17 protein-coding genes are annotated in these 20,447 nt (G+C 64.8%); 4 read left to right on the forward strand and 13 right to left on the reverse strand.

Annotated elements, in window-relative coordinates:
- Nucleotides 1–96: 96 nt before the first annotated feature.
- Entirely contained in the window at nucleotides 97–414 is a 318-nt protein-coding gene (locus tag AABE10_RS07115; protein ID WP_342932581.1) for a DUF2917 domain-containing protein, read from the forward strand.
- 40 nt (nucleotides 415–454) lie between these two features.
- Here the strand turns inward: AABE10_RS07115 and AABE10_RS07120 are convergent, their stop codons facing one another.
- The gene (locus tag AABE10_RS07120) at nucleotides 455–1,645 is read right to left on the reverse strand and encodes a citrate/2-methylcitrate synthase (RefSeq protein ID WP_342933084.1); all 1,191 of its coding nucleotides are present in this window, start codon (nucleotides 1,643–1,645) and stop codon (nucleotides 455–457) included.
- Between the two features lie 181 nt (nucleotides 1,646–1,826).
- Here AABE10_RS07120 and AABE10_RS07125 point away from each other — a divergent pair, with 181 nt between their 5' ends.
- Complete coding sequence (locus tag AABE10_RS07125) at nucleotides 1,827–3,221, forward strand: CoA transferase (protein WP_342932582.1); 1,395 nt, start codon at nucleotides 1,827–1,829, stop codon at nucleotides 3,219–3,221.
- Between the two features lie 32 nt (nucleotides 3,222–3,253).
- Here the strand turns inward: AABE10_RS07125 and AABE10_RS07130 are convergent, their stop codons facing one another.
- The gene (locus AABE10_RS07130; RefSeq protein WP_342932583.1) at nucleotides 3,254–4,000 is read right to left on the reverse strand and encodes a GntR family transcriptional regulator; all 747 of its coding nucleotides are present in this window, start codon (nucleotides 3,998–4,000) and stop codon (nucleotides 3,254–3,256) included.
- Between the two features lie 177 nt (nucleotides 4,001–4,177).
- Here AABE10_RS07130 and AABE10_RS07135 point away from each other — a divergent pair, with 177 nt between their 5' ends.
- Nucleotides 4,178–5,023: an aldo/keto reductase gene (locus AABE10_RS07135; RefSeq protein WP_342932584.1), complete on the forward strand. Its 846-nt coding sequence runs from the start codon at nucleotides 4,178–4,180 to the stop codon at nucleotides 5,021–5,023.
- 228 nt (nucleotides 5,024–5,251) lie between these two features.
- Here the strand turns inward: AABE10_RS07135 and AABE10_RS07140 are convergent, their stop codons facing one another.
- The 11 genes from AABE10_RS07140 to AABE10_RS07190 all read right to left on the reverse strand — a co-directional run bounded on the left by AABE10_RS07140 (nucleotide 5,252) and on the right by AABE10_RS07190 (nucleotide 18,774).
- Nucleotides 5,252–6,163: a hypothetical protein gene (locus AABE10_RS07140; RefSeq protein WP_342932585.1), complete on the reverse strand. Its 912-nt coding sequence runs from the start codon at nucleotides 6,161–6,163 to the stop codon at nucleotides 5,252–5,254.
- Nucleotides 6,164–6,612: 449 nt separating this feature from the next.
- Nucleotides 6,613–8,754, reverse strand: a complete 2,142-nt coding sequence (locus AABE10_RS07145) for an ABC transporter ATP-binding protein (RefSeq protein WP_342932586.1) — start codon at nucleotides 8,752–8,754, stop codon at nucleotides 6,613–6,615.
- Nucleotides 8,751–9,662, reverse strand: a complete 912-nt coding sequence (locus AABE10_RS07150; protein ID WP_342932587.1) for an ABC transporter permease — start codon at nucleotides 9,660–9,662, stop codon at nucleotides 8,751–8,753. The genes AABE10_RS07145 and AABE10_RS07150 overlap by 4 nt, the downstream gene beginning before the upstream one ends.
- On the reverse strand, nucleotides 9,659–10,669 hold the full coding sequence (locus tag AABE10_RS07155) for an ABC transporter permease (protein ID WP_342932588.1): 1,011 nt from the start codon (nucleotides 10,667–10,669) through the stop codon (nucleotides 9,659–9,661). The genes AABE10_RS07150 and AABE10_RS07155 overlap by 4 nt, the downstream gene beginning before the upstream one ends.
- A 31-nt stretch (nucleotides 10,670–10,700) precedes the next feature.
- Nucleotides 10,701–12,386 carry an ABC transporter substrate-binding protein gene (locus AABE10_RS07160; RefSeq protein WP_342932589.1) on the reverse strand — a complete coding sequence of 562 codons (1,686 nt, stop codon included), beginning with the start codon at nucleotides 12,384–12,386 and terminating at the stop codon, nucleotides 10,701–10,703.
- Between the two features lie 376 nt (nucleotides 12,387–12,762).
- The gene (locus tag AABE10_RS07165) at nucleotides 12,763–13,782 is read right to left on the reverse strand and encodes a HoxN/HupN/NixA family nickel/cobalt transporter (RefSeq protein WP_342932590.1); all 1,020 of its coding nucleotides are present in this window, start codon (nucleotides 13,780–13,782) and stop codon (nucleotides 12,763–12,765) included.
- Between the two features lie 67 nt (nucleotides 13,783–13,849).
- Nucleotides 13,850–14,347, reverse strand: coding sequence for a cupin domain-containing protein (locus AABE10_RS07170; protein ID WP_342932591.1), 498 nt, complete (start codon nucleotides 14,345–14,347; stop codon nucleotides 13,850–13,852).
- A 188-nt stretch (nucleotides 14,348–14,535) separates the two neighbouring features.
- Nucleotides 14,536–16,641, reverse strand: coding sequence for an elongation factor G (fusA, locus tag AABE10_RS07175; RefSeq protein WP_342932592.1), 2,106 nt, complete (start codon nucleotides 16,639–16,641; stop codon nucleotides 14,536–14,538).
- A 301-nt stretch (nucleotides 16,642–16,942) separates the two neighbouring features.
- Complete coding sequence (locus tag AABE10_RS07180) at nucleotides 16,943–17,458, reverse strand: DUF192 domain-containing protein (protein ID WP_342932593.1); 516 nt, start codon at nucleotides 17,456–17,458, stop codon at nucleotides 16,943–16,945.
- Between the two features lie 144 nt (nucleotides 17,459–17,602).
- Nucleotides 17,603–17,800 carry a hypothetical protein gene (locus tag AABE10_RS07185; protein ID WP_342932594.1) on the reverse strand — a complete coding sequence of 66 codons (198 nt, stop codon included), beginning with the start codon at nucleotides 17,798–17,800 and terminating at the stop codon, nucleotides 17,603–17,605.
- Nucleotides 17,801–18,204: 404 nt separating this feature from the next.
- Nucleotides 18,205–18,774 (reverse strand): pseudouridine synthase, encoded by a 570-nt coding sequence (locus tag AABE10_RS07190; protein WP_342932595.1) that lies wholly within the window; start codon nucleotides 18,772–18,774, stop codon nucleotides 18,205–18,207.
- A 406-nt stretch (nucleotides 18,775–19,180) separates the two neighbouring features.
- Between AABE10_RS07190 and icd the strand changes: the two genes are divergently transcribed.
- Nucleotides 19,181–20,437 carry an NADP-dependent isocitrate dehydrogenase gene (icd, locus tag AABE10_RS07195; protein WP_342932596.1) on the forward strand — a complete coding sequence of 419 codons (1,257 nt, stop codon included), beginning with the start codon at nucleotides 19,181–19,183 and terminating at the stop codon, nucleotides 20,435–20,437.
- Nucleotides 20,438–20,447: the final 10 nt, after the last annotated feature.

A 20,447-nucleotide genomic window follows, 5' to 3' on the forward strand; every position in this document is an offset into this window, starting at 1 on the left:
CAGTTCTTCGGAAACTGTTCAGTACTGTGCATGTGACAGCCATCATCGCACGCCAATAATGGATGCAAGCGAAAAAGCTTTTCAAGGAGCACTGCGATGCGTGAAATCCGTACTTTCGAACTCGAACACAACGAGCCGGCGAGCGCCTGGCGCATCGCGCAGCCGCTCGCAGTGAACGTGCTGGCGGGCGAACTGTGGCTGACCGTCGAAGGCGATGCCGAGGACTATTGGCTCGTGCCCGGCGAATCGTTCGAACTGAAGCGCGGCGCAGTCGCGTGGATGAGCGCGGGACGCGAAGGCGCGCGGCTGTCGCTGACGGTTGCGGGCGGCGGGCGCGAGATGGGCGAGACGCTGCGCGTTCAGCGGCGCCCGATGCGCTGGACGTGGATGCCGCGCTGGCTGCTCGCGGCCTGACGCGCGGCTTCAGGCTTGCGATTCGCGTTACGGAGCGCCGTCATTGCGCTTCATACGCGCCGATGTATCTTGCGCGCGGACGGATCAGCCGGCCATCGCTGATCTGCTCGATCGCGTGCGCGATCCAGCCCGTCACGCGGCCCACTGCGAACAGCGTGAAGGCCGCGCCGGCGGGCAGGCCCAGCGCTCGCTCGATGGCCGCGAGCGCGTAATCGACGGTCGGCTCGGCGCCCGTCGTGTCGCGCACGGCGCGCGCAAGCCTTTGCACGTCGGCCAGCGACGAGCGCGCCGGCGCGCATTGACCAAGCAGATCGAGCAGCAGTCGCGCGCGCGGATCGCCGTCCGGATACAGCGGATGGCCGAAGCCCGACAGCGCCGGACCTGCCGCGCCATGCTCCGGATGCGCGAGCCGCGTGGCGAGATAGCGGTCGAGATCGGCGGCGCGCGCGGCTTCGTCGAACAACGCCGCGATGCGCGCCGTTTCTCCGCCATGCCGAGGCCCCGACAGTGCCGCAAGTCCGCCCGCGACGGCACCGAACAGATGCGTGCCCGTCGACGTGATGCAGCGCACCGTGAACGTCGACGCATTCAGCTCGTGATCCGCGCAGGCGACGAGCGCCGCGCGCAACAGGTTGGTTTGCGCTCGGTTGTGCACGCCCCACGCGCTCGCGAGCTGCCTGTGCAGCGGTTCGTTCGATGGCGCGGCGGAAATCATCGCGCTCGCCAGCAGCCGGATCAGCGCACAGGCATTGTCGAGCTGCGCGTCGCGGCCGAGCGCCCAGACGCGCGGCATCTGCGCGGCGGCCGCGGGCAGCAGCACCAGCGCGCGGTCGAGCGGCGCGCTGTCGCTCCACAGCTTCAGCCACGCGGACCATTGCGCGGCGGCGAGCGGCGCGGCGGGCGCATCGGCGATGCGCCGCGCGCTGCATTCCCACAGCAGCGCGGCGACTTCCTCGAGCGTGGCCGTGCGCGCCAGTTCGATTGCGTCGCGGCCACGGTATAGCAGCTTGCCGTCCGCGATCAGCGTGATCGACGATTCGAGCACGGGCACGCCCCAGTCCAACACTTTTTGCGCGACCTTGCCCGCGCGCTTGCCGTCTTCCTTGCGGCGCGCGAGACGCCGCACTTCGTCGGCATCATAGAGACGCCGCTTGCTGTCCGCATCGGGCGTCGAGCGCAACATGCCCCGGCTGACGTACGCGTAAAGCGTCGTGACGCTGATGCCGAGCATCGCGGCGGCTTCATCGGCGGACAGGTAGCGGGGCCCTGAGCCCACCTGCGTCCTCATTTGTGTCATATCGAAGAGGCAAAGCCAAAGAAAACGATATATGTTGATTATATGAATCAAGATTGATCGTGGCGAGCGGCAAATCTAGACTGAGTCACGCCTTCTTTCCGGATGCCCGCTCATCATGACGCCCCAGCTCGCTCTCGATCATCTGTGGTCCGTTGCCGGTTGCGATCCGGACTTGCTCGATTACGCGGCCATCGACGGCAATGATCCGTCGCTGCCATCCGTGTTCCGCGTCGGGACGCTCGCGAGCGCATCGATTGCCGCGATGGGTCTAGCCGCCGCCGATTGCTTCAGGCTGCGCACGGGCCGCATGCAGCGCGTCGATGTGAGCGTGCGGCGCGCGCTCGTCGCGTTTCGCAGCGAGCGTTATCTGCGCGTCGACGATGGCCTGCCGCCCGAGTTGCGCCATCCCGTCACCGGCTTTTACTCGACGCGCGATGGCCGCTGGGTCCAGTTGCACACGAACTTTCCGCATCATCTGCAAGGCGTGCTGACGGTGCTCGGCTGCGACGGCGATCCGGGCGCCGTGGCCGAAGCGATACGCGGCTGGGACGGCGCGAAGCTCGACCAGACGCTCGCCGACGCCGGCCTGTGCGCCGCGCTGATCCGCTCGCCGCGCGAATGGGCGGCGCTCGATCAGGCGAAGGCGATTGCGAATCTGCCGCTCTTCGAAATCGAGCGGATCGGCGACGCGCCGCCGGAAGCGCCAGGGCGACATGCGCCACAGCGGCCGCTGAGCGGAACGCGTGTGCTCGATCTGTCGCGGATCATCGCGGGACCCGTGGCGGGGCGCGCGCTCGCGCAGCATGGCGCGGACGTATTGCTGATCAACGGGCCGCATCTGCCGAACATCGCGCCGCTCGTCATCGATAACGGCCGCGGCAAGCGCTCGGCGACGCTCGATCTGCGCGAATCCGCCGCGCGCGAGCAGTTGCACGCGCTCGCCGCCGATGCCGATGTGTTCCTTCAGGCGTACCGGCCCGGCTCGCTCGCTTCACGCGGCTTCGCGCCCGAAGCACTGGCGCGGATCAGGCCGGGCATCGTCTGCGTGTCGATTTCGGCGTATGGGCATGCGGGTCCGTGGGCGACGCGGCGCGGCTTTGACAGCCTCGTGCAGTCGGCGAGCGGCATCGCGTACACGGAGAGCCACGCGGCGGGCGTCGAAGGGCCGAAGCATCTGCCGTGTCAGGCGCTCGATCACGCGACGGGCTATCTCGCCGCGTTCGGCGCGATGGTCGCGCTCGCGCGCCGCGCGCAGGAGGGCGGCAGCTGGCACGTGCGGCTGTCGCTTGCGCAGACGGGGCGCTGGCTGCAATCGATGGGACAGATCGAGGACGGCTGGCGCGCGCCCGACGTGACCTTCGACGACGTGCAGGACTGTCTGCACGAAGTCGACTCGCCGTTCGGCCGCGTGCGCGCGGCGGCGCCCGCCGAGCAGATGTCCGGGACGCCTGCGTTCTATGCGCGGCCGCCTGTGCCGATCGGCACCGACGCGGCGCGCTGGGAAGACTGAGTCTTTTAACGATCGGCGGAAACTGAACGAGCCTACTTGCGCAGCTCGGCGACGAAATCGTAGTAGTCGTTGCGGCAGTAGGTGTCGGTGAGCTCGATCGCGCGCTGGTCTGCCGTGTAGCCGACGCGCGTAATCAGCAGCAGCGCCTCGTTCGGCGCGATGCTCATCTGCTGCGCGATCTCGTCGCTCGCGTTGACCGCGCGAAAGTGCTGCAACGCGCGCACGATCGTCAGCCCGCGCTGTTCGAGATACGTGTACAGCGAATCGCCGATGGCCAGCGGATCGGGAATGATCGAAGCGGGGAACGTCGAGTTTTCGACGGCCATCACGATGCCGTCTGCGAGACGCAAGCGGCGCAAGCGCGTGACGGCAGCCGCGGGCGACAGTCCGAGCTGGATCACTTCATCGCGATTGGCGGGGACGATCTCGCGCCCGAGCCACTGCGAGCTGGGCGTGAAGCCGCGCCGGCGCAGCATTTCGCTGAAGCTCGACAGGCGCGACAGCGGGTCTTCGTAGCGCGGCGTGATGAAGCTGCCCGCGCCTTGCGAACGGCGGATCAGCCCCTGTTCGACGAGCAGCGCGATCGCCTTGCGCGCGGTGATTCGCGATACGCCGAGCGCTTCCGACAACACGCGCTCCGACGGCAGCGCTTCGCCCGCGTTCCAGCGGTTCTCGTGGATCGCGTTGCCGAGCTTGCGGGCGAGCTGAAGATACAGCGGAGTGTCGTTTTCCGGGTCCGGGCGCAGGTCGCGCCAGCGGTCTTCCGAGGCTGGATTCATGTGACGGACGCAAGAAGGGCAAGCGGCAATTCTATGACATTGGCGCGCTGCGTTATAGCGGGGTTTTGCCGGGACGCCGATGCGTTTCGCGATCAGACGCTACACTCGTTGCACCAGCCGATGCGTGACAGGCAGTGACGCGCGCATCGACATCACATCATCTGCGAGGAATCGAACATGACGAACGACATCGCCAGCGTGACGCTGCCCGACGGCGAGCGCATTCCGAAGCTGGGGCAGGGCACGTGGGAGATGGGCGAGCATCCGTCGCGCCGCAAGGCCGAGATCGAGGCGCTGCGTGGCGGCATCGAACTGGGCATGACGTTGGTCGATACGGCCGAAATGTACGGCGAAGGCGCGACGGAATCGCTAGTCGGCGAGGCGTTGCATGGCCTGCGCGACGATGTGTTTCTAGTCAGCAAGGTCTATCCGCACAACGCGAGTAAGCGCGGCGTGCAGCATGCGTGCGAGCAGTCGCTGAAGCGCCTGAAGACGGATCGGATCGATCTGTATCTGTTGCACTGGCGCGGGTCGGTGCCGCTCGGGGAGACGGTCGCGGGTTTCGAAGCGCTGCGCCGCGACGGCAAGATTCGTCACTGGGGGGTGAGCAACTTCGACGTCGACGATATGGAAGAGCTTGTCGCCGTGCCTCATGGCGACGCGTGCGCGACCAATCAGATTCTCTACAACGTCTCGCGGCGCGGGCCGGAGTTCGATCTGTTCCCCTGGCTCGCGGAGCGCAAGATGCCCGCAATGGCGTATAGCCCCGTCGATCACGCGCGGCTGCCGAAGCGCTCGCCGCTCGACGATATCGCCGCTGCGCACAATGTCTCCGTAATTCAGGTCGCGCTCGCGTGGGTGCTGCGGCAGCCCGATGTGTTCGCGATTCCGAAGTCCGGGCGCATCGAGCATGTGCGCGACAACGCCCGCGCGCTCGAACTTCGTCTTTCCGCCGACGATCTCGCCGCTATCGATGCGCACTTTCGTCCGCCGGGAAGCAAGCGACCTCTTGAGATGCTTTGAGCGTGAGATGCGTTGGGTTTGCGTGGTTGGGTCGTAGTGATCTGCGGGGCTTCGTGCGTTTGCTTCGTACATTTGCTTCGTGCGTTTGATGTTTGAGTCGGCTCACCGCCCAAGCGGTGACGTTCGTTCGGGGGATCGGAACGTCACCGCCAATGCGGCCAGAGGAGCGCCGGCGCGTTGTGCGATTGTTGTTGCGAGTGAATGGCGCGTGGCGCGATCCGCTGGATCTTAGTGTCCGCTGCCGCCACCGTGACCGCCGCCTGACCCAGAGCCGCCACCGTAGCCACCACCTTTACCGAAACCTCCCGCTCCAAAGCCGCCCGCGCCAAAGCCGCCTGCTCCAAAGCCGCCCGCGCCGAAGCCGCCTCCAAAGCCGCCGCTGCCGAAGCCGCCTGCTCCAGATCCGCCGCCGGGGCCGCTCGGGCCGCCGTGGCCGCCGCCACAACCGCAGCCGCCATTGGCCCCGCCGCCACTGCCTCCACCGTTGCCGCCGCCGCCGTTACTGCCGCCGCCGTTACTGCCACCGCCGTTACCGCCGCCGCCGTTGCCGCCGTTACCGCCGTTACCGCCGTTACCGCCGTTACCGCCGTTACCGCCGCCGCCGCCGCCACCGCCACCGCCACCGCCACCGTTGCCACCACTACCACTGCCGCCGCTTCCACCACCCGATCCACCAAAACCACCACTGCCCGAATTCCCACTCGGACCTGCCGCAGCTCCGCCGCTGGAGCTACCACCGAAACCGCCGCCGCCACTGCCACTACCGCCCGAAGAAGCCCCAGCCGAACCCGAAGCGCCGGCCGCACCCGCGCCGCTGCCGCGCCCGCCATTGGGCGAGCAGTTGCCGGGATTGCCAATACAAGTCTTGAGCAGAAAGACGGATGCCGCGTCGTCGGCTGCCGTCGTCGTGCTGGGTTGCGCGCCTGTCGAGTCCGCATCGTTCTGAGCGAGCCGCGTCGCAGCCGACGCTCCGCTTGCCATGAGCGGCGCATCGGCTGTGACGATCCACCTCGGAATCACTTCGTCCGTGGATGCGGCCCGAACATACTGGGCCGCCATCAAAGTCCCCGCACCTATCGCGAAGGCTGCCGTACCCTTTATTGTCTTGTAGTAGTACGTAGCAAGTTTGTTCGTATTCATCGCACGTCTCCCGAGGAACGGCGACCCCCGCAAGCCGTCATCCCTTTATGCTGCTTTTTGCTTTTGTCCCGTTTGCTCTATCGAGCCACGCGTGGGCCGGAAGTCCGCGGCGTTCATCAGATGCGAGACCGGCCGTCCTTTCTGCGCCGTTACGTCGTTCGTATACCGGCGCGAAGCAACATGCCCGAGGATTCGTCGATCTCGCCGCAACCCCATGCGTGACCGTCTTTTAGCGATAAACATGCCATTGCGCGCGCACGCCCGCCGCGTATGGCAGTGCTGTGACAGCTCGACCGAACGCGCATCGGAACGCATGAAAAACGTTTCGGACATGAAACGCGAGCCGCGAATCGCGCGGCTTTCCGTTTCAACGATGTCGGTGAGCGCTGCGTCAGCGACGTTGACAAGCGGTTTCAGCGATGCTCGACGAGCGTGGCAAAACACACATTTCAGTCGCGGCGTTGAAGGATGCGCAACTCGTCGACGGGAATGTGGCAGCGGATGCGATGCCCGTCGCCGGCATCGGTGAAGGGCGGGTCTTGCTGTTCGCAGATCGCGCCGAGCTTGCGCGGACAGCGCGTGTGAAAGACGCAGCCCGAAGGCGGCGAAGCGGCGCTCGGCAATTCGCCCGAGAGGCGGATGCGTTGCGTGCGATTGCTATCGATATCGCGCGTTTCGTCCGGCTGTCCTGCGTGCCCATCGAGCGTCGGCACGGAAGACAGCAGCGCTTCCGTATAAGGATGATGCGGACCGTTGAACACGGCGTCGGCGGGCCCGATCTCGAGCAGCCGGCCAACGTACAGCACCGCGATGCGATCCGACAGATAACGCACGACATGCAGATCGTGCGAGATGAACACATAGCTCACGCCGCGATCGCGCTGCAGATCGGCGAGCAGATTGAGGATCGCGGCCTGCACGGACACATCGAGCGCGGAGGTCGGCTCGTCGCACACGACGATGCGCGGATCGCCCGCGAACGCGCGCGCAATCGCGACGCGCTGCTTCAAGCCGCCCGACAGTTGCCGCGTGCGCGAAGTCAGATAGCGGTCGGGCAGCCGCACGGCTTGCGTCAGCGACGCGAGGCTTTCGTCCCGCGCCGGCCCGTGCAGCGAAGACAGACGCGACAGCGCGCGGCCGATCAAACGCTTGACGGAGTGCGCGCGATTGAGCGCCGAGTCCGGATTCTGGAAGACGATTTGCAGCGACTTCACCTGATCGTCGTTGCGATTCGTGACGCGCGGCGGCAGGCGCGTGCCGTCGAGTTCGATGACGCTGCCCGCGTCGGGCGAAATCAGGCCGAGCAGCAGCTTCGCGAGCGTCGTCTTGCCGCTGCCCGATTCGCCGACGAGGCCTAGCGTCTCGCCTTTCCCGAGTTCGAGCGATACGTCGTCGACGGCGCGCAGCGTCGCGCCCGGCACGTGAAAAGTCTTCGACACGTTTTCCGCGCGCAGAACGGGCGAATGATCGTGCGCGCCGCGCACGTGGTCGGGTGCATCGCCAGGTGCATCATTGGACGCATGCAAGGCCGTCGCGCGCGGCAGTTCCATCGCGCGTTCGTGATAGTGGCAGCGCGACATCTGATCGCCGTGCTGCGACCGCACGCGATAAGGCGGCGGTGCTTCGCGACGGCAGCGGTCGTCCGCGAGACGGCAGCGCTCCGCGTAGATGCAGCCCTGCGTGACCGAGCCCGGCTGCGGCAGGCTGCCCGCGATCGTGTCGAGCCGGTCAGTGTCCTTGCTGCGGCCCGATGTCGGCAGACAGCGCAACAGACCCACGGTGTACGGATGACGTGGCCGCGCGAACACATCCTGCGTCGCGCCTTCTTCGACGAGCTTGCCTGCGTACAGCACGCCGACGCGTTCGCACATCCGCCCGATCACCGCGAGGTTGTGGCTGATGAAGAGCACCGCGGTGCCGAACTCTTCGCGCAGTTGCGCGACGAGGTCGAGCACTTCGGCTTCGACGGTGGCGTCGAGTCCCGTCGTCGGTTCGTCGAGAATCAGCAGCGCGGGTTGCGACGCGAGCGCCATCGCGATCACGACGCGCTGCTGCATGCCGCCCGACAGCTGATGCGGATAGCTGTCCATCACGCGCTCGGGCTCGGCGATGCGCACCTTGCGCAGTATTTCCGCAGTTCGTGCGAGCGCTTCGTCGTAGGTCGCGCCGGATGCTTCGAACGCTTCCGACACCTGGCGCGCAACCGTCAGCGACGGATTCAGCGCGCGGGACGGGTCCTGATAGACCATCGAGATCGCGTTCGCGCGCATCTCGCGCAGCGCGACGGCGTCGAGCGAATGCACTTCCTTGCCCGCAATCGAAATGCGGCCCGCCTTCACGCGGCCATTGCGCGGCAGATAACGCAGCGTCGCCATCGCGACCGTCGACTTGCCGCAACCCGATTCGCCGACGAGCCCATACGATTCGCCGCGCCTGATCCGAAACGACACGTCCTGCAGCACTTCGCGCTCGCGTCCGCGCGTGCGGTACGTGACCGTGAGTCCGACGACCGTGAGCGCGTCCGACTGTTCGCTCTTCGACACGTCGAACGCAGGGAACGAGGCGGGAGGTGAGGGGGGCGGCCCGTTCATCCGTCGACGGCTCCTTGCACGGCATCCGCGATCAGGTTCACGCCGACCACGAGCGAAGCGATGGCCGCCGCGTCGAACACGACCGTCCACCATGCGCCGCCCGCCATCAGCGTGTACGACTCGGAGAGCGCGAGGCCCCAGTCGGCGGAAGGCGGCTGGATGCCGAAGCCGAGAAACGACAGCGTCGCGACCGCGAAGATCGCGTAGCCGAGCCGCACTGTCGCCTCGACGATGATGGGCGGCAGCACGTTCGGCAGGATCTCCGCGAACATGATGTAGAGCGCGTTCTCGCCGCGTAGCTGGGCCGCCGCCACGTAGTCGAGATGCCGTTCGGCGAACACGGCGGCACGCACCGTGCGCGCCGTGATCGGCGCGAACGTGATGCCTATCACGAGAATCACCGTTGCATTCGACGCGCCGACAGCCGCCAGCGCGAGCAGCGCGACGATCACGAGCGGCAGCGCGAGCACGGCATCGATTGCACGTCCGATCACGTTGTCGACCCAGCCGTCGAAGTAGCCGACCACCAGACCGAGGGCGGTGCCCGCGAGCGTGCCGAGCAGCGTCGCGAGTGGGGCGATCGTCAGGATGTCGCGCGCGCCGACGATCACGCGCGAGAGCACGTCGCGGCCGAGCTGATCGGTGCCGAACCAGTGCCCATGCGCGGGCGGCGCGAGCGAGTTCAGCGGATCGGATGCATACGGATCAAGCGGCGCGATCCACGGGCCTCCAATCGCGCACACGATCCACCACAGCACGATGACGGCCCCGACGATGAACGTCGGCGAGCGCAGCAATACGCGCAGCGCGTCGTAGCGGCGATCGCGCGAGCGCGACGCGGGTGCTTGCAGCGGCGTCTGCGGTGGCGTTTCAGGTGGCGTAACAGGGGAAGCGGGCGTCGTGCTCATTCGGCGCTCCTCACGCGCAGGCGCGGATTGAGCAGCACATACAGCGCATCGGCGATGAGATTCGCGGCCGTATACACGACGCCGATCGTCAGCACGCCAGCTTCGAGCATCGGAAAGTCCTTGGCCTTTGCCGCGTTGTAGATCAGCGAGCCGATGCCCTGGTAGTGGAACAGCGTCTCCACGACAACGAGCCCGCCGATCATGTAGCCGAGCTGCGTCGCGGCGACGGTGATGGTCGGCAGCAGCGCGTTGCGCAGCACGTGCCGCCAGATCACGACGTGCGGCGGCAGGCCCTTGAGGATCGCGGTGCGCGTGTAGTCGGCGTCGAGCGCCTCGACGGTGCCCGCGCGCGCCATCCGCGCGATATAGCCGAAGAACACGAAGACGAGCGGCAGCACGGGCAGGATCAGATGCTTCAGTTGCGTGAGGATGCCCGCATTGGCCGGATACGATGCCTCGATGGGCAGCCATTGCAGCCACACGCCGAACACGAGTATCAGCACGATCGACGACACGAACTCCGGCACGACCGTCGCCGACAAGCCGGCGATGCTGATCGTGCGGTCGAGCCAGCGCCCCGCGTGCATCGCGGCCCACACGCCGCCCGCGATGCCGAGCGGCACGACCACGATGAACGCGAGAAAGCCGAGCTTCGCCGAATTCGCGAGCGCGTTGCCGACGAACGGCGCAACGGGCTCGCGAAACGCGTACGACATGCCCATGTCGCCGTGCATGAAGTGCGTGATCCACTGCGTGTACTGCGTGAGAAGCGGCCGGTCGGCCCCCAGCTGATGATTGAGCGCGGCGACGGCGCGCGCATCGGCGAGCGGGCCGAGCAGCGCGCGGCCGATGTCGCCGGGCAGCAGCTGCCCGCCCGCGAACACGATGATCGACAGCAGCCACAGCGTGATCAGCGACAGGCCGACACGCGTCGCGACAAAACGCGCGACACGCGCCGTACTGCGACCCGAGGTGCGAGCGATGGAAGAGGGGACCGTGGTCGACATCGATATCTCTTGCTCGCGGCTTCGCGCCCGGTCAGGCCGTGAGCGTCGCGCGATCGAAATACAGCTGCGCGATCGCGGTGAAGCGCACGCCGTTCAGCTGCTTGCGCGCGGCGATCAGCTGATCGTAGAAGAACGGAAATATCACGGGCGTTTCGTCGAGCAACAATGTCTGGATCTGCGCGGACACTTTCTTTTGCGACGCGAGATCGAGTGCGGCGACGTAGTCGGCGACCAGCTTGTCATACTGCGGGTTCTTGAAATGCGCGGCGTTCCAGGTGCCCGTGCTCGTCAACGGCGCGTTGAGGAATACGTTCGGCACGCCACGGCTGCCGTAATCGGTGATGCCCAACGGCGAGTCGAGCCAGTCCGATTTGCCCGGCGTGCCCGAGCCGTAATACTGCGACTGGCTCTCGACCTTCAGATTGATGCGTATGCCAATGGCCTTCGCGTAGTTCTGCACGACGACGGCGAGATCGGGAATCTCCATGAACTTCTCGGTCGTGAGCGTCACGTCGAAACCGTTCGGCACGCCCGCCTGCGCGAGCAGTTGCTTCGCCTTGGCGACGTCGATCTTGCGCTGCGGCACGCCCGCGTCCGACGACGGAAACGCCGGCGCGAACGGGCTGTCGTTGCCGACTTGCGCGCGGCCCTTGAACAGGCCCTTGACGATCACATCGCGATCGAGCGACAGCGCGAGCGCCTGGCGCACGCGCTTGTCCTTGAACTGCGGACTGTCGACGCGCATGTGAATCTGCCGGTGCGCGCTCGACTTCACGCCGATCACCTTGAACTCGGGATTGTTCATCAAGCCCTGGCCGCCCTGCACGGTGAACGTGCCCATCACGTCCGCCTGATGGCCTTGCAGCGCGAGTATCTGCGCCTGCTGGTCCGCGTAGAACGTGAACTGCACGCGTTGCGGCAACGCTTTTTCGCCCCAATAGTCGGGATTGCGCACGAACGTCGCGCCCACTTTCGCCTGATACTTCTCGAGCTTGAACGGGCCCGTGCCGATGAAGCTCTTCTCGTATCCGCCCGCATAGTTCGCGGGGAGGATCACGGCGTTGTAGTTGTCCGACGAAACGTAATACGGGAAATTGCCGTTGGGCGCGTCGAGATGGAACGCGATGGTGTGATCGTCGACGACCTTCGCCCCGCCTTTCGACAGCACGCCCTTCAGCACCGACAGCGCGGCCGAGCCGGCGGCGGGATCGGCGAGACGGTCGAACGTCGCGGCGACGTCCTTTGCCGTGAACGGCTGGCCGTCGTGGAACTTGACGTTCTCGCGCAGCTTGAAGGTCCACACGTCGCCCTTGTCGTTCGGCTTCCACGACAACGCAAGCGCGGGCTTGAGCACCTGCTTTTCGCCGTCGTCGTCGATCAGGAATTCGCCCGTCTGATTCAGCAGGCAGAGGCTTGCGGCATCGGTGACGGTCATCGGATCGACGGCGCCCGCAGGCGTCAGGTGCGCGACGCGGATCGTTCCGTTCGCGCTCGCCGCGCCTTGCGCGCGGGCGCCACGCGGCGCAAGCAGGCCGCCGCCCACGAGCGACACGCCGATCACGCTCGCGTATCGCAACAGATCGCGCCGCGTGAGACGGCCGGCCAGCCATTCGTCGATTGCATGATTGCCGTAGGCGTCGGCGCTGCGGCGTGTCGCCTCGACGTCAAAGGCGGCTGCTGAAAGAGGCGCAAAACGCGGGTCCGCGGAATTCTTCATCGATGGTTAGTCCGATCCGTTCTGTTGGGACGCCACGCGTTGTGCGCGCGGCGCTGCGGGTTGACGCAAGCGGTACTGCGGCGACGATGCGGGTTCAGTGTAAGCGATTGCCTTTGTGTTGGGAGCATTCGTGTCCGCGAGGGGTTCCCTTCAGACGAATCAGTGATGAACGTGTGTCGCGCACACAACGCCCGCGGCGCGCGTGCGGGCGCTCGACGTCGTTGCGGCGGCCGATCCGCCGTTCGGGCGGCGCGCGGTATTTATGAAGCGTTTATGAGGCGGTCATGGGGTGCCTATCGTGTGCTTATCGGGCGCTTATCGCGCGACGGAGGCGGGCGCGCATGAGGCGATTGGCGGCTCGACGCACACGGCAGCGCTAGCGGCCGAGCGGCGCGGGCCTGCGCCAGCGATGAAACAGAATCGAGCCGACCCAGCACAGGATGAACGCGCTGACGATCCCATAGCCCAGCGTGCCGAAGCGCGCGTTGACGGCGGCCACCGCGTCCCAGGCGCCGCCGTCGAGGCCCAGCTTGTCCGCCAGCAAGCCGAGCGCCTCGATGCCGCCGATCGCAATGGCCACGACAGCGGACACGAACGTGATGCTCGCGTTGTAGTAGAGCTTGCGTCTCGGATCGTCCATCGCCCAGCCGTACGCGTGGACCATCAGCACGTTGTCGGTCGAATCGACGAGCGTCATGCCCGCCGTGAAGAGCGCCGGAAACACGAGGATCGAGTAGAGCGGCAGGCCTTTGCCCGCTTCCGCGGCGGCGATGGCGAGCAGGCCGATTTCCGTCGCCGTGTCGAAGCCGAGGCCGAACAGCACGCCGACGGGGTACATGTGCCAGCTTTTCGACACGAGGCGAAAAAGCGGCTTCAGCGCGCGCGACAGCAGGCCGGCGGGCGCGCCGCGCGCGGCGTCTTCGTGCGACAGTTGTCCGCCTCGCTGCACGTGACGGTAGCGGCGCCACACGTCGCGCAGAATCGCGAGATTCACGCCGGCGAGCACGAGCAGAAAGGCCGACGAGACGATCGTCCCGATGGTCCCGCCGACCGCGTGAAATGCGTCGAAACGCTCATGCAACGTCAGCGCCGTCAACGCGATGCCGACCGTCGCCGCGATCACGATGCTCGAATGTCCGAGCGAAAACGCGAGCCCGACGCCGAGCGGACGCTTGCCTTCCTGCATCAGCTTGCGCGTGACGGCGTCGATGGCGGCGATATGGTCCGCGTCGACAGCGTGCCGCAGTCCGAAGCCATACGCGAGCAGCGCAGTGCCGAGCAGCAGCGGATAGTGGCGAAACGCGATCAGCGCCCACGCCCAGGCGGCGACGTTTGCGCCGATCAGTCCGGCGTACAGCGTGACGAGGCGAGGGCGCAGGGAAGACGGCGGCGTCATGCGGGCGTGGGCGTTCGGCGTGATATTCGGCGTGATGTTTGACGTTGGGCTGAGGTTGCGTGGGACGTCAGTGCTCGTGAGGATGCTTGTGAATCGGATCGACCCAGTAGACGGTCTCGGGCTTTTCGACGGCATCGATGTTCAGGTTCACGACGACGGCTTCGTTGTCGCTGCGCACGAGCACGCATTCGAGCGGATCGTCGGTGCTCGCGTTGATCTCCTGATGCGGCACGTACGGCGGCACGAAGATGAAGTCGCCGGGGCCGGCTTCGGCTGTGAATTCCAGATGCTCGCCCCAACGCATCCGCGCATGGCCGCGCACGACGTAGATCACGCTTTCGAGCGCGCCATGATGATGCGCGCCCGTCTTCGCATTCGGATGAATCGTCACGGTGCCCGCCCACAGCTTCTGCGCGCCGGCGCGGGCCGCGTTGATCGCGGCGGCGCGGTTCATGCCGGGCGTTTGCGGCGTGTTCGTGTCGAGCTGGTCGCCCTTGATGACCTTTACGCCGTGCTCGCGCCAGTCGATTGGGCGTTGAGGCGCTTGCTGATGTTCGTCGCTCATGTGTCGTCTCCGTGCTCGGGCGGCGTCGCGCGCTCGCCGTCATGCTTACAACGATGTGATCGCGATACGAGTCGGACCATTCTGGCATGGCCAAAAAATTCGCGTATGAAGTTGCGCCAGAAGGGGAGCGCAAACAAAAAAAGCCCGTTCTTGCGGAACGGGCTTTCATGCTCAGGGGCGGAAAACGCCTACTTCCCCTTCGAATTGATGATTGCCTCCGACACGTTGTTCGGCGTCTCGGCGTAATGCTTGAACTCCATCGTGTACGTCGCGCGGCCTTGCGTCAGCGAGCGCAGCGACGTCGAATAGCCGAACATCTCGGCCAGCGGCACTTCGGCGCGCACCAGCTTGCCGCCGCCGCCCGCGATGTCCTCCATCCCCTGCACGATGCCGCGGCGGCCCGACAGGTCGCCCATCACGTTGCCCATGAAGTCCTCGGGCGTTTCCACTTCGACGGCCATCATCGGTTCGAGCAGCACCGGCTTCGCGCGGCGCATGCCTTCCTTGAACGCCATCGAGCCGGCCATGCGGAACGCGTTTTCATTCGAGTCGACGTCGTGGTAGGAACCGAACGTGAGCGTGACCTTCACGTCGACGACGGGATAGCCCGCGAGCACGCCTGCCTTCAGCGTCTCCTGGATGCCCTTGTCGACGGCGGGAATGAATTCGCGCGGAATCACGCCGCCCTTGATCGCGTCGATGAACTCGTAGCCTTTGCCCGGATCGGGTTCGACCGTGATCACCGCGTGACCGTACTGGCCGCGTCCGCCCGACTGCTTGACGAACTTGCCTTCGACGTTCTCGATCTTCGTGCGCACCGTTTCGCGATACGCGACCTGCGGCTTTCCGACCGTCGCCTCGACGCCGAACTCGCGCTTCATCCGGTCGACGAGAATTTCCAGGTGCAACTCGCCCATGCCGGAGATGATGGTCTGGCCGGATTCCTCGTCGGTGGTGACGCGGAACGACGGGTCTTCCTGCGCGAGACGGTTGAGCGCAATGCCCATCTTCTCCTGGTCGGCCTTCGTCTTCGGCTCGACGGCCTGCGAGATCACCGGGTCCGGGAAAATCATCCGCTCGAGGATGATGATGTTGTTCGGGTCGCACAGCGTGTCGCCCGTGGTCGCCTCTTTCAGGCCGACAGCGGCCGCGATGTCGCCCGCGCGCACTTCCTTGATTTCCTTGCGCTCGTTTGCGTGCATTTGAAGAATCCGGCCGAGGCGCTCCTTCTTTTCCTTCACCGGGTTGTAGACGGTGTCGCCCGATTCGACCACGCCCGAATACACGCGGAAGAAGATCAGCTGACCGACGAACGGGTCGGTCATGATCTTGAACGCGAGCGCGGAGAACGGCTCGTCATCGCTCGGATGACGCTCCGCTTCCTGGTCGTCTTCCGTATGGCCGAGAATTGCGGGCACGTCGACGGGCGAGGGCAGATAGTCGATCACGGCATCGAGCATCGCCTGGACGCCCTTGTTCTTGAACGCGCTGCCGCACAGCATCGGCACGATTTCATTGGCGATCGTGCGCTTGCGCAGGCCCGTCTTGATCTCGTCTTCCGTCAGGCTCTCGTGATCGGTCAGATACTTTTCGAGCAGCTCTTCGCTCGATTCCGCCGCTGCCTCGACCATCTTTTCGCGCCACTCGTGCGCGAGGTCCTTCAGGTTGTCCGGAATCTCTTCGTAGGTGAACTTGATGCCCTGGCTCTCGTCGTCCCAGACGATCGCCTTCATCTTCACCAGATCGACGACGCCCTGGAAGTGATCTTCCGCGCCGATCGGAATCTGGATGGGCACGGCCACGCCCTTCAGGCGCTCGCCGATCTGCCGCTGCACGCGGAAGAAGTCCGCGCCGACGCGGTCCATCTTGTTGACGAACGCGATGCGCGGCACCTTGTACTTGTTCGCCTGGCGCCACACGGTTTCGGACTGCGGCTGCACGCCGCCGACCGAGTCGTACACCATGCACGCGCCATCGAGCACGCGCATCGAGCGCTCGACTTCGATCGTGAAGTCGACGTGTCCCGGCGTGTCGATGATGTTGATCCGGTGCTCCGGATAATTGCCGGCCATGCCTTTCCAGAACGCCGTCGTGGCCGCCGACGTGATCGTGATGCCGCGCTCCTGCTCCTGCTCCATCCAGTCCATCGTCGCCGCACCGTCGTGAACCTCGCCGATCTTGTGAGTCACGCCGGTGTAGAAAAGAATGCGTTCGGTGGTGGTGGTCTTGCCGGCATCGATGTGAGCACTGATACCGATGTTCCGGTATCGCTCGATAGGAGTCTTGCGGGGCACGTGAACCTCCATGAGTTGGCGCGCCGGTAAATGGCGCCGGGCTTTCCGCTGAGACTGACTGCGCGGCCCGGACGATCTCTCTCGGTGCTGCGGATGAGACTATAAGAATAGCGTGTCGCCCTGGCTTTTGCAGGAATCCTGCCAGCGCTTGTCCAACGCCGCGCCCGCTTTGCATTGCAATGCAGCGGACGCAAAAAAGCCGGCGCGCCCCGAGGCTGCGCCGGCTGGTATTCGTTCGAGCGGTGACGGTTTCCTGCTTGCGCCGTTCGCGCGCTTGTTGTGTTTGTCGTGCTTGCCGCGCCTATTGCGGCGCCGGCAGGCCCTGAATCTTCATTCCGGGCTTGATGCCCTTCGATGTGAACCAGCCCTTGCTCATCTCCAGCGCATACACGCCATTGTTTTTCGGGCAATGGTTGTTGGTGGTTTCGGCCTGCATCTCGTCGATGTCCGTGATCGTGCCGTCGGCGCGCATGAATGCGATCGACAGCGGAATCAACGTGTTCTTCATCCAGAAGCAATGCACGGCGTTCTCGCCGAACACGAAGAGCATGCCTTCGTTCGGCGCGAGTTGCGTGCGGTACATGAGACCTTGCTCGCGATCGGCATCGTTCGCGGCGACGGCGGCGTCGATGACGAACATGCCCGCCGAGAGTTTCGCGCGCGGAAAATCGCCCGGCTGTTTCGCGCCCTGAGGCATCTGCTGTGCAAGGACGTCCTGTGAGGACAACGTTGCCAGCGACACGACGGACAATGCGGCGACAGGCAGTGCAACTGCAATTGCGAAGCGCGCCATCAACGAGCGCAAAGAAAATCGCACGACGTGACTCCTTGCTGAATATGAACCGCGAATGTTACGCGAGCGCGTCAAAAACAAAAAGGCAGAGAGCCTTGCGGCCATCTGCCTTTCAACGCCGTAAGAACGGCAATGAAGCTAATTCTTGACTGCGTTATTGCAACAAACTTATTCCGACGCTGCCGAAGCTGCTGCTGCCGGAGCTGCCTTCTTGTGCGACTTCTTATGCGACTTCTTGTGCGACGACTTGTGAGCCGACGAAGCTGCTGCTGCCGGAGCTGCCGAAGCTGCTTCCGGTGCCGAAGCTTGTGCGAATGCTGCCGTTGCGAAGAGACCAGCGACCAGAGCGGCGATCAGTTTGTTCATTTTGTGAATCCTCGACTTTAGTTAATTAACCCAATGACCCGGTTAGGTTGAGTCATGTCGTTAAACGTGCCGTCCACCTTTCGGTTGACATCCGCATCGAAGAAATTTTTCTCAGCGGCTGCTAGCGTTCGGACACCCCGTACAGGTCGTCGAAGCGGCTTGTATCAAGGCTCTTGAGGCTCAATGCCGGACAGCTTCAGCGGCATCTGCGTCGAATAACGCGTGACGTTGCAGCACGGTTGACGAAAATCTTCTGGAATTTTTTTGAGTGCGCCGCGCAGACTTTCGAATGCTTTTTTGAGGCTTTATCGCACGCTTTTCAAATAGCGAAAAGAACCGAAAATGCTTGCCGATACAACGGCTTAGTGCTCCTGACGACGCGCTGTTCCAAGGTATGGCGATTGCTATGCAAGGCCATCCCACGGCGCGCGCGACGGCAACTCGACGCACTCGCCCGGCTGCAATCCGAGCGAAAAGATATCTAGCGCGCCGACGCCGACGCGCACGAGACGCAGCGTCGGAAAGCCGACGGCTGCCGTCATGCGGCGCACCTGTCGGTTCTTGCCTTCTGTGATCGACAGTTCGATCCACGTCGTGGGAATCGCCGCGCGATAACGGATAGGCGGCGTGCGAGCCCATAGCGCATCGCCGGGCTCGACGAAATCCACGCGGCACGGGCGCGTCACATAGTCGCCGAGATCGACGCCGCGCGCGAGCGCCTTTAGATCGCTCCCGCCTGGCGCGCCTTCGACTTGCGCCCAATAGCGCTTCACCAGCTTGTGACGCGGCTCGGCGATGCGCGCCTGCAATGCGCCGTCGTCGGTGAGCAGCAGCAGGCCTTCGCTGTCGGAGTCGAGTCGGCCGGCGGGATAGACGCCGGGCACTTTCACCCAGTCGGCGAGCGACGCGCGTGTTTCGTGCGGCGAGAACTGGCAGATCGTGCCGAAGGGTTTGTTGAGAGCGAGCAGAGTCATGCGTGAGCGAAGCACTGTGCGGACGCGGCGTCCGTGCGGCCGCAGCAACGCGATCGCCGCGCGCCCACGGCCAGTACGGGCAAGTCCGGTGGCAAATGGCGAGATCTTAATGCATAATATGGAACGTTATGTCATGTGTCTTATATAAGACATAGGACACTTGATTCCTCTCGCGCCAGCGAGGCTGCGGCGGCGTGCGTCGGTGCTCGTCCCAAGGGCAGCGTCACGCCGACGTGGGCTAGAATACCCGCCTGCCTGTCTGCTGCATCAGGTCCTGCTGCATGGGCCTTGCAGTATCGGGCATCGGCATTCGCAGCGGCATCTTGTCGCGTCGCGCGCAAGAGGAGCGCCCCGGTTTCGCAGTTCCAACCTGTTCTCACAGACCAGCCATCACTGGAGTCCGATCATGGCGTATCAGCACATCAAGGTTCCGACTGACGGTGACAAGATCACAGTCAACGCGGATTTCTCGCTCAACGTTTCCGACCAGCCGATCATTCCGTACATCGAAGGCGACGGCACGGGCTTCGACATCACGCCCGTGATGATCAAGGTCGTCGATGCCGCTGTTGAAAAGGCGTACGGCGGCAAGCGAAAGATCCACTGGATGGAGATCTACGCGGGCGAGAAGGCGACCAAGGTCTACGGTCCCGATGTGTGGCTTCCGGAAGAATCGCTGCAGGTGCTGAAGGAATACGTCGTGTCGATCAAGGGACCGCTGACGACGCCCGTCGGCGGCGGCATCCGTTCGCTGAACGTCGCGCTGCGCCAGGAGCTCGATCTGTACGTGTGCTTGCGCCCGATCCAGTACTTCAAGGGCGTGCCGTCGCCGCTGCGCGAGCCGGAGAAGGTCAACATGGTGATCTTCCGCGAGAACTCCGAAGACATCTACGCAGGCATCGAATGGCCGGCGGAATCGCCCGAGGCGAAGAAGATCATCAAGTTCCTGCGCGAAGAAATGGGCGTGAAGAAGATCCGCTTCCCCGACACGTCGGGCATCGGCGTGAAGCCGGTGTCGCGCGAGGGCACGGAGCGTCTGGTGCGCAAGGCGATCCAGTACGCGATCGACAACGATCGCCGCACGGTCACGCTGGTCCACAAGGGCAACATCATGAAGTACACGGAAGGCGCCTTCCGTGACTACGGCTACGCGCTCGCGCAGAAGGAATTCGGCGCGGAGCTGATCGAAGGGGGCCCGTGGATGAAGGTGAAGAATCCGAAGACGGGCAACGACATCGTCGTGAAGGACGTGATCGCCGATGCGTTCCTGCAGCAGATCCTGCTGCGTCCCGCCGAATACGATGTGATCGCCACGCTGAACCTGAACGGCGACTACATCTCCGACGCGCTGGCGGCACAGGTCGGCGGCATCGGCATCGCGCCGGGCGCGAACATGTCGGATTCCGTCGCGATGTTCGAAGCGACGCACGGCACGGCGCCGAAGTACGCGGGCAAGGACTATGTGAATCCGGGCTCGGAAATCCTCTCGGCGGAAATGATGCTGCGTCACCTGGGCTGGACGGAAGCGGCCGATGTCATCATCTCGTCGATGGAAAAGTCGATTCTGTCGAAGCGCGTTACCTATGACTTCGCGCGTCTGATGGAAGGCGCAACGCAAGTTTCCTGCTCTGGCTTCGGGCAGGTGATGATCGAGCATATGTGATCGCGTATTA

It is taken from the genome of Paraburkholderia diazotrophica, from assembly GCF_038900755.1.
Taxonomy (GTDB): Bacteria; Pseudomonadota; Gammaproteobacteria; order Burkholderiales; family Burkholderiaceae; genus Paraburkholderia; species Paraburkholderia diazotrophica_A.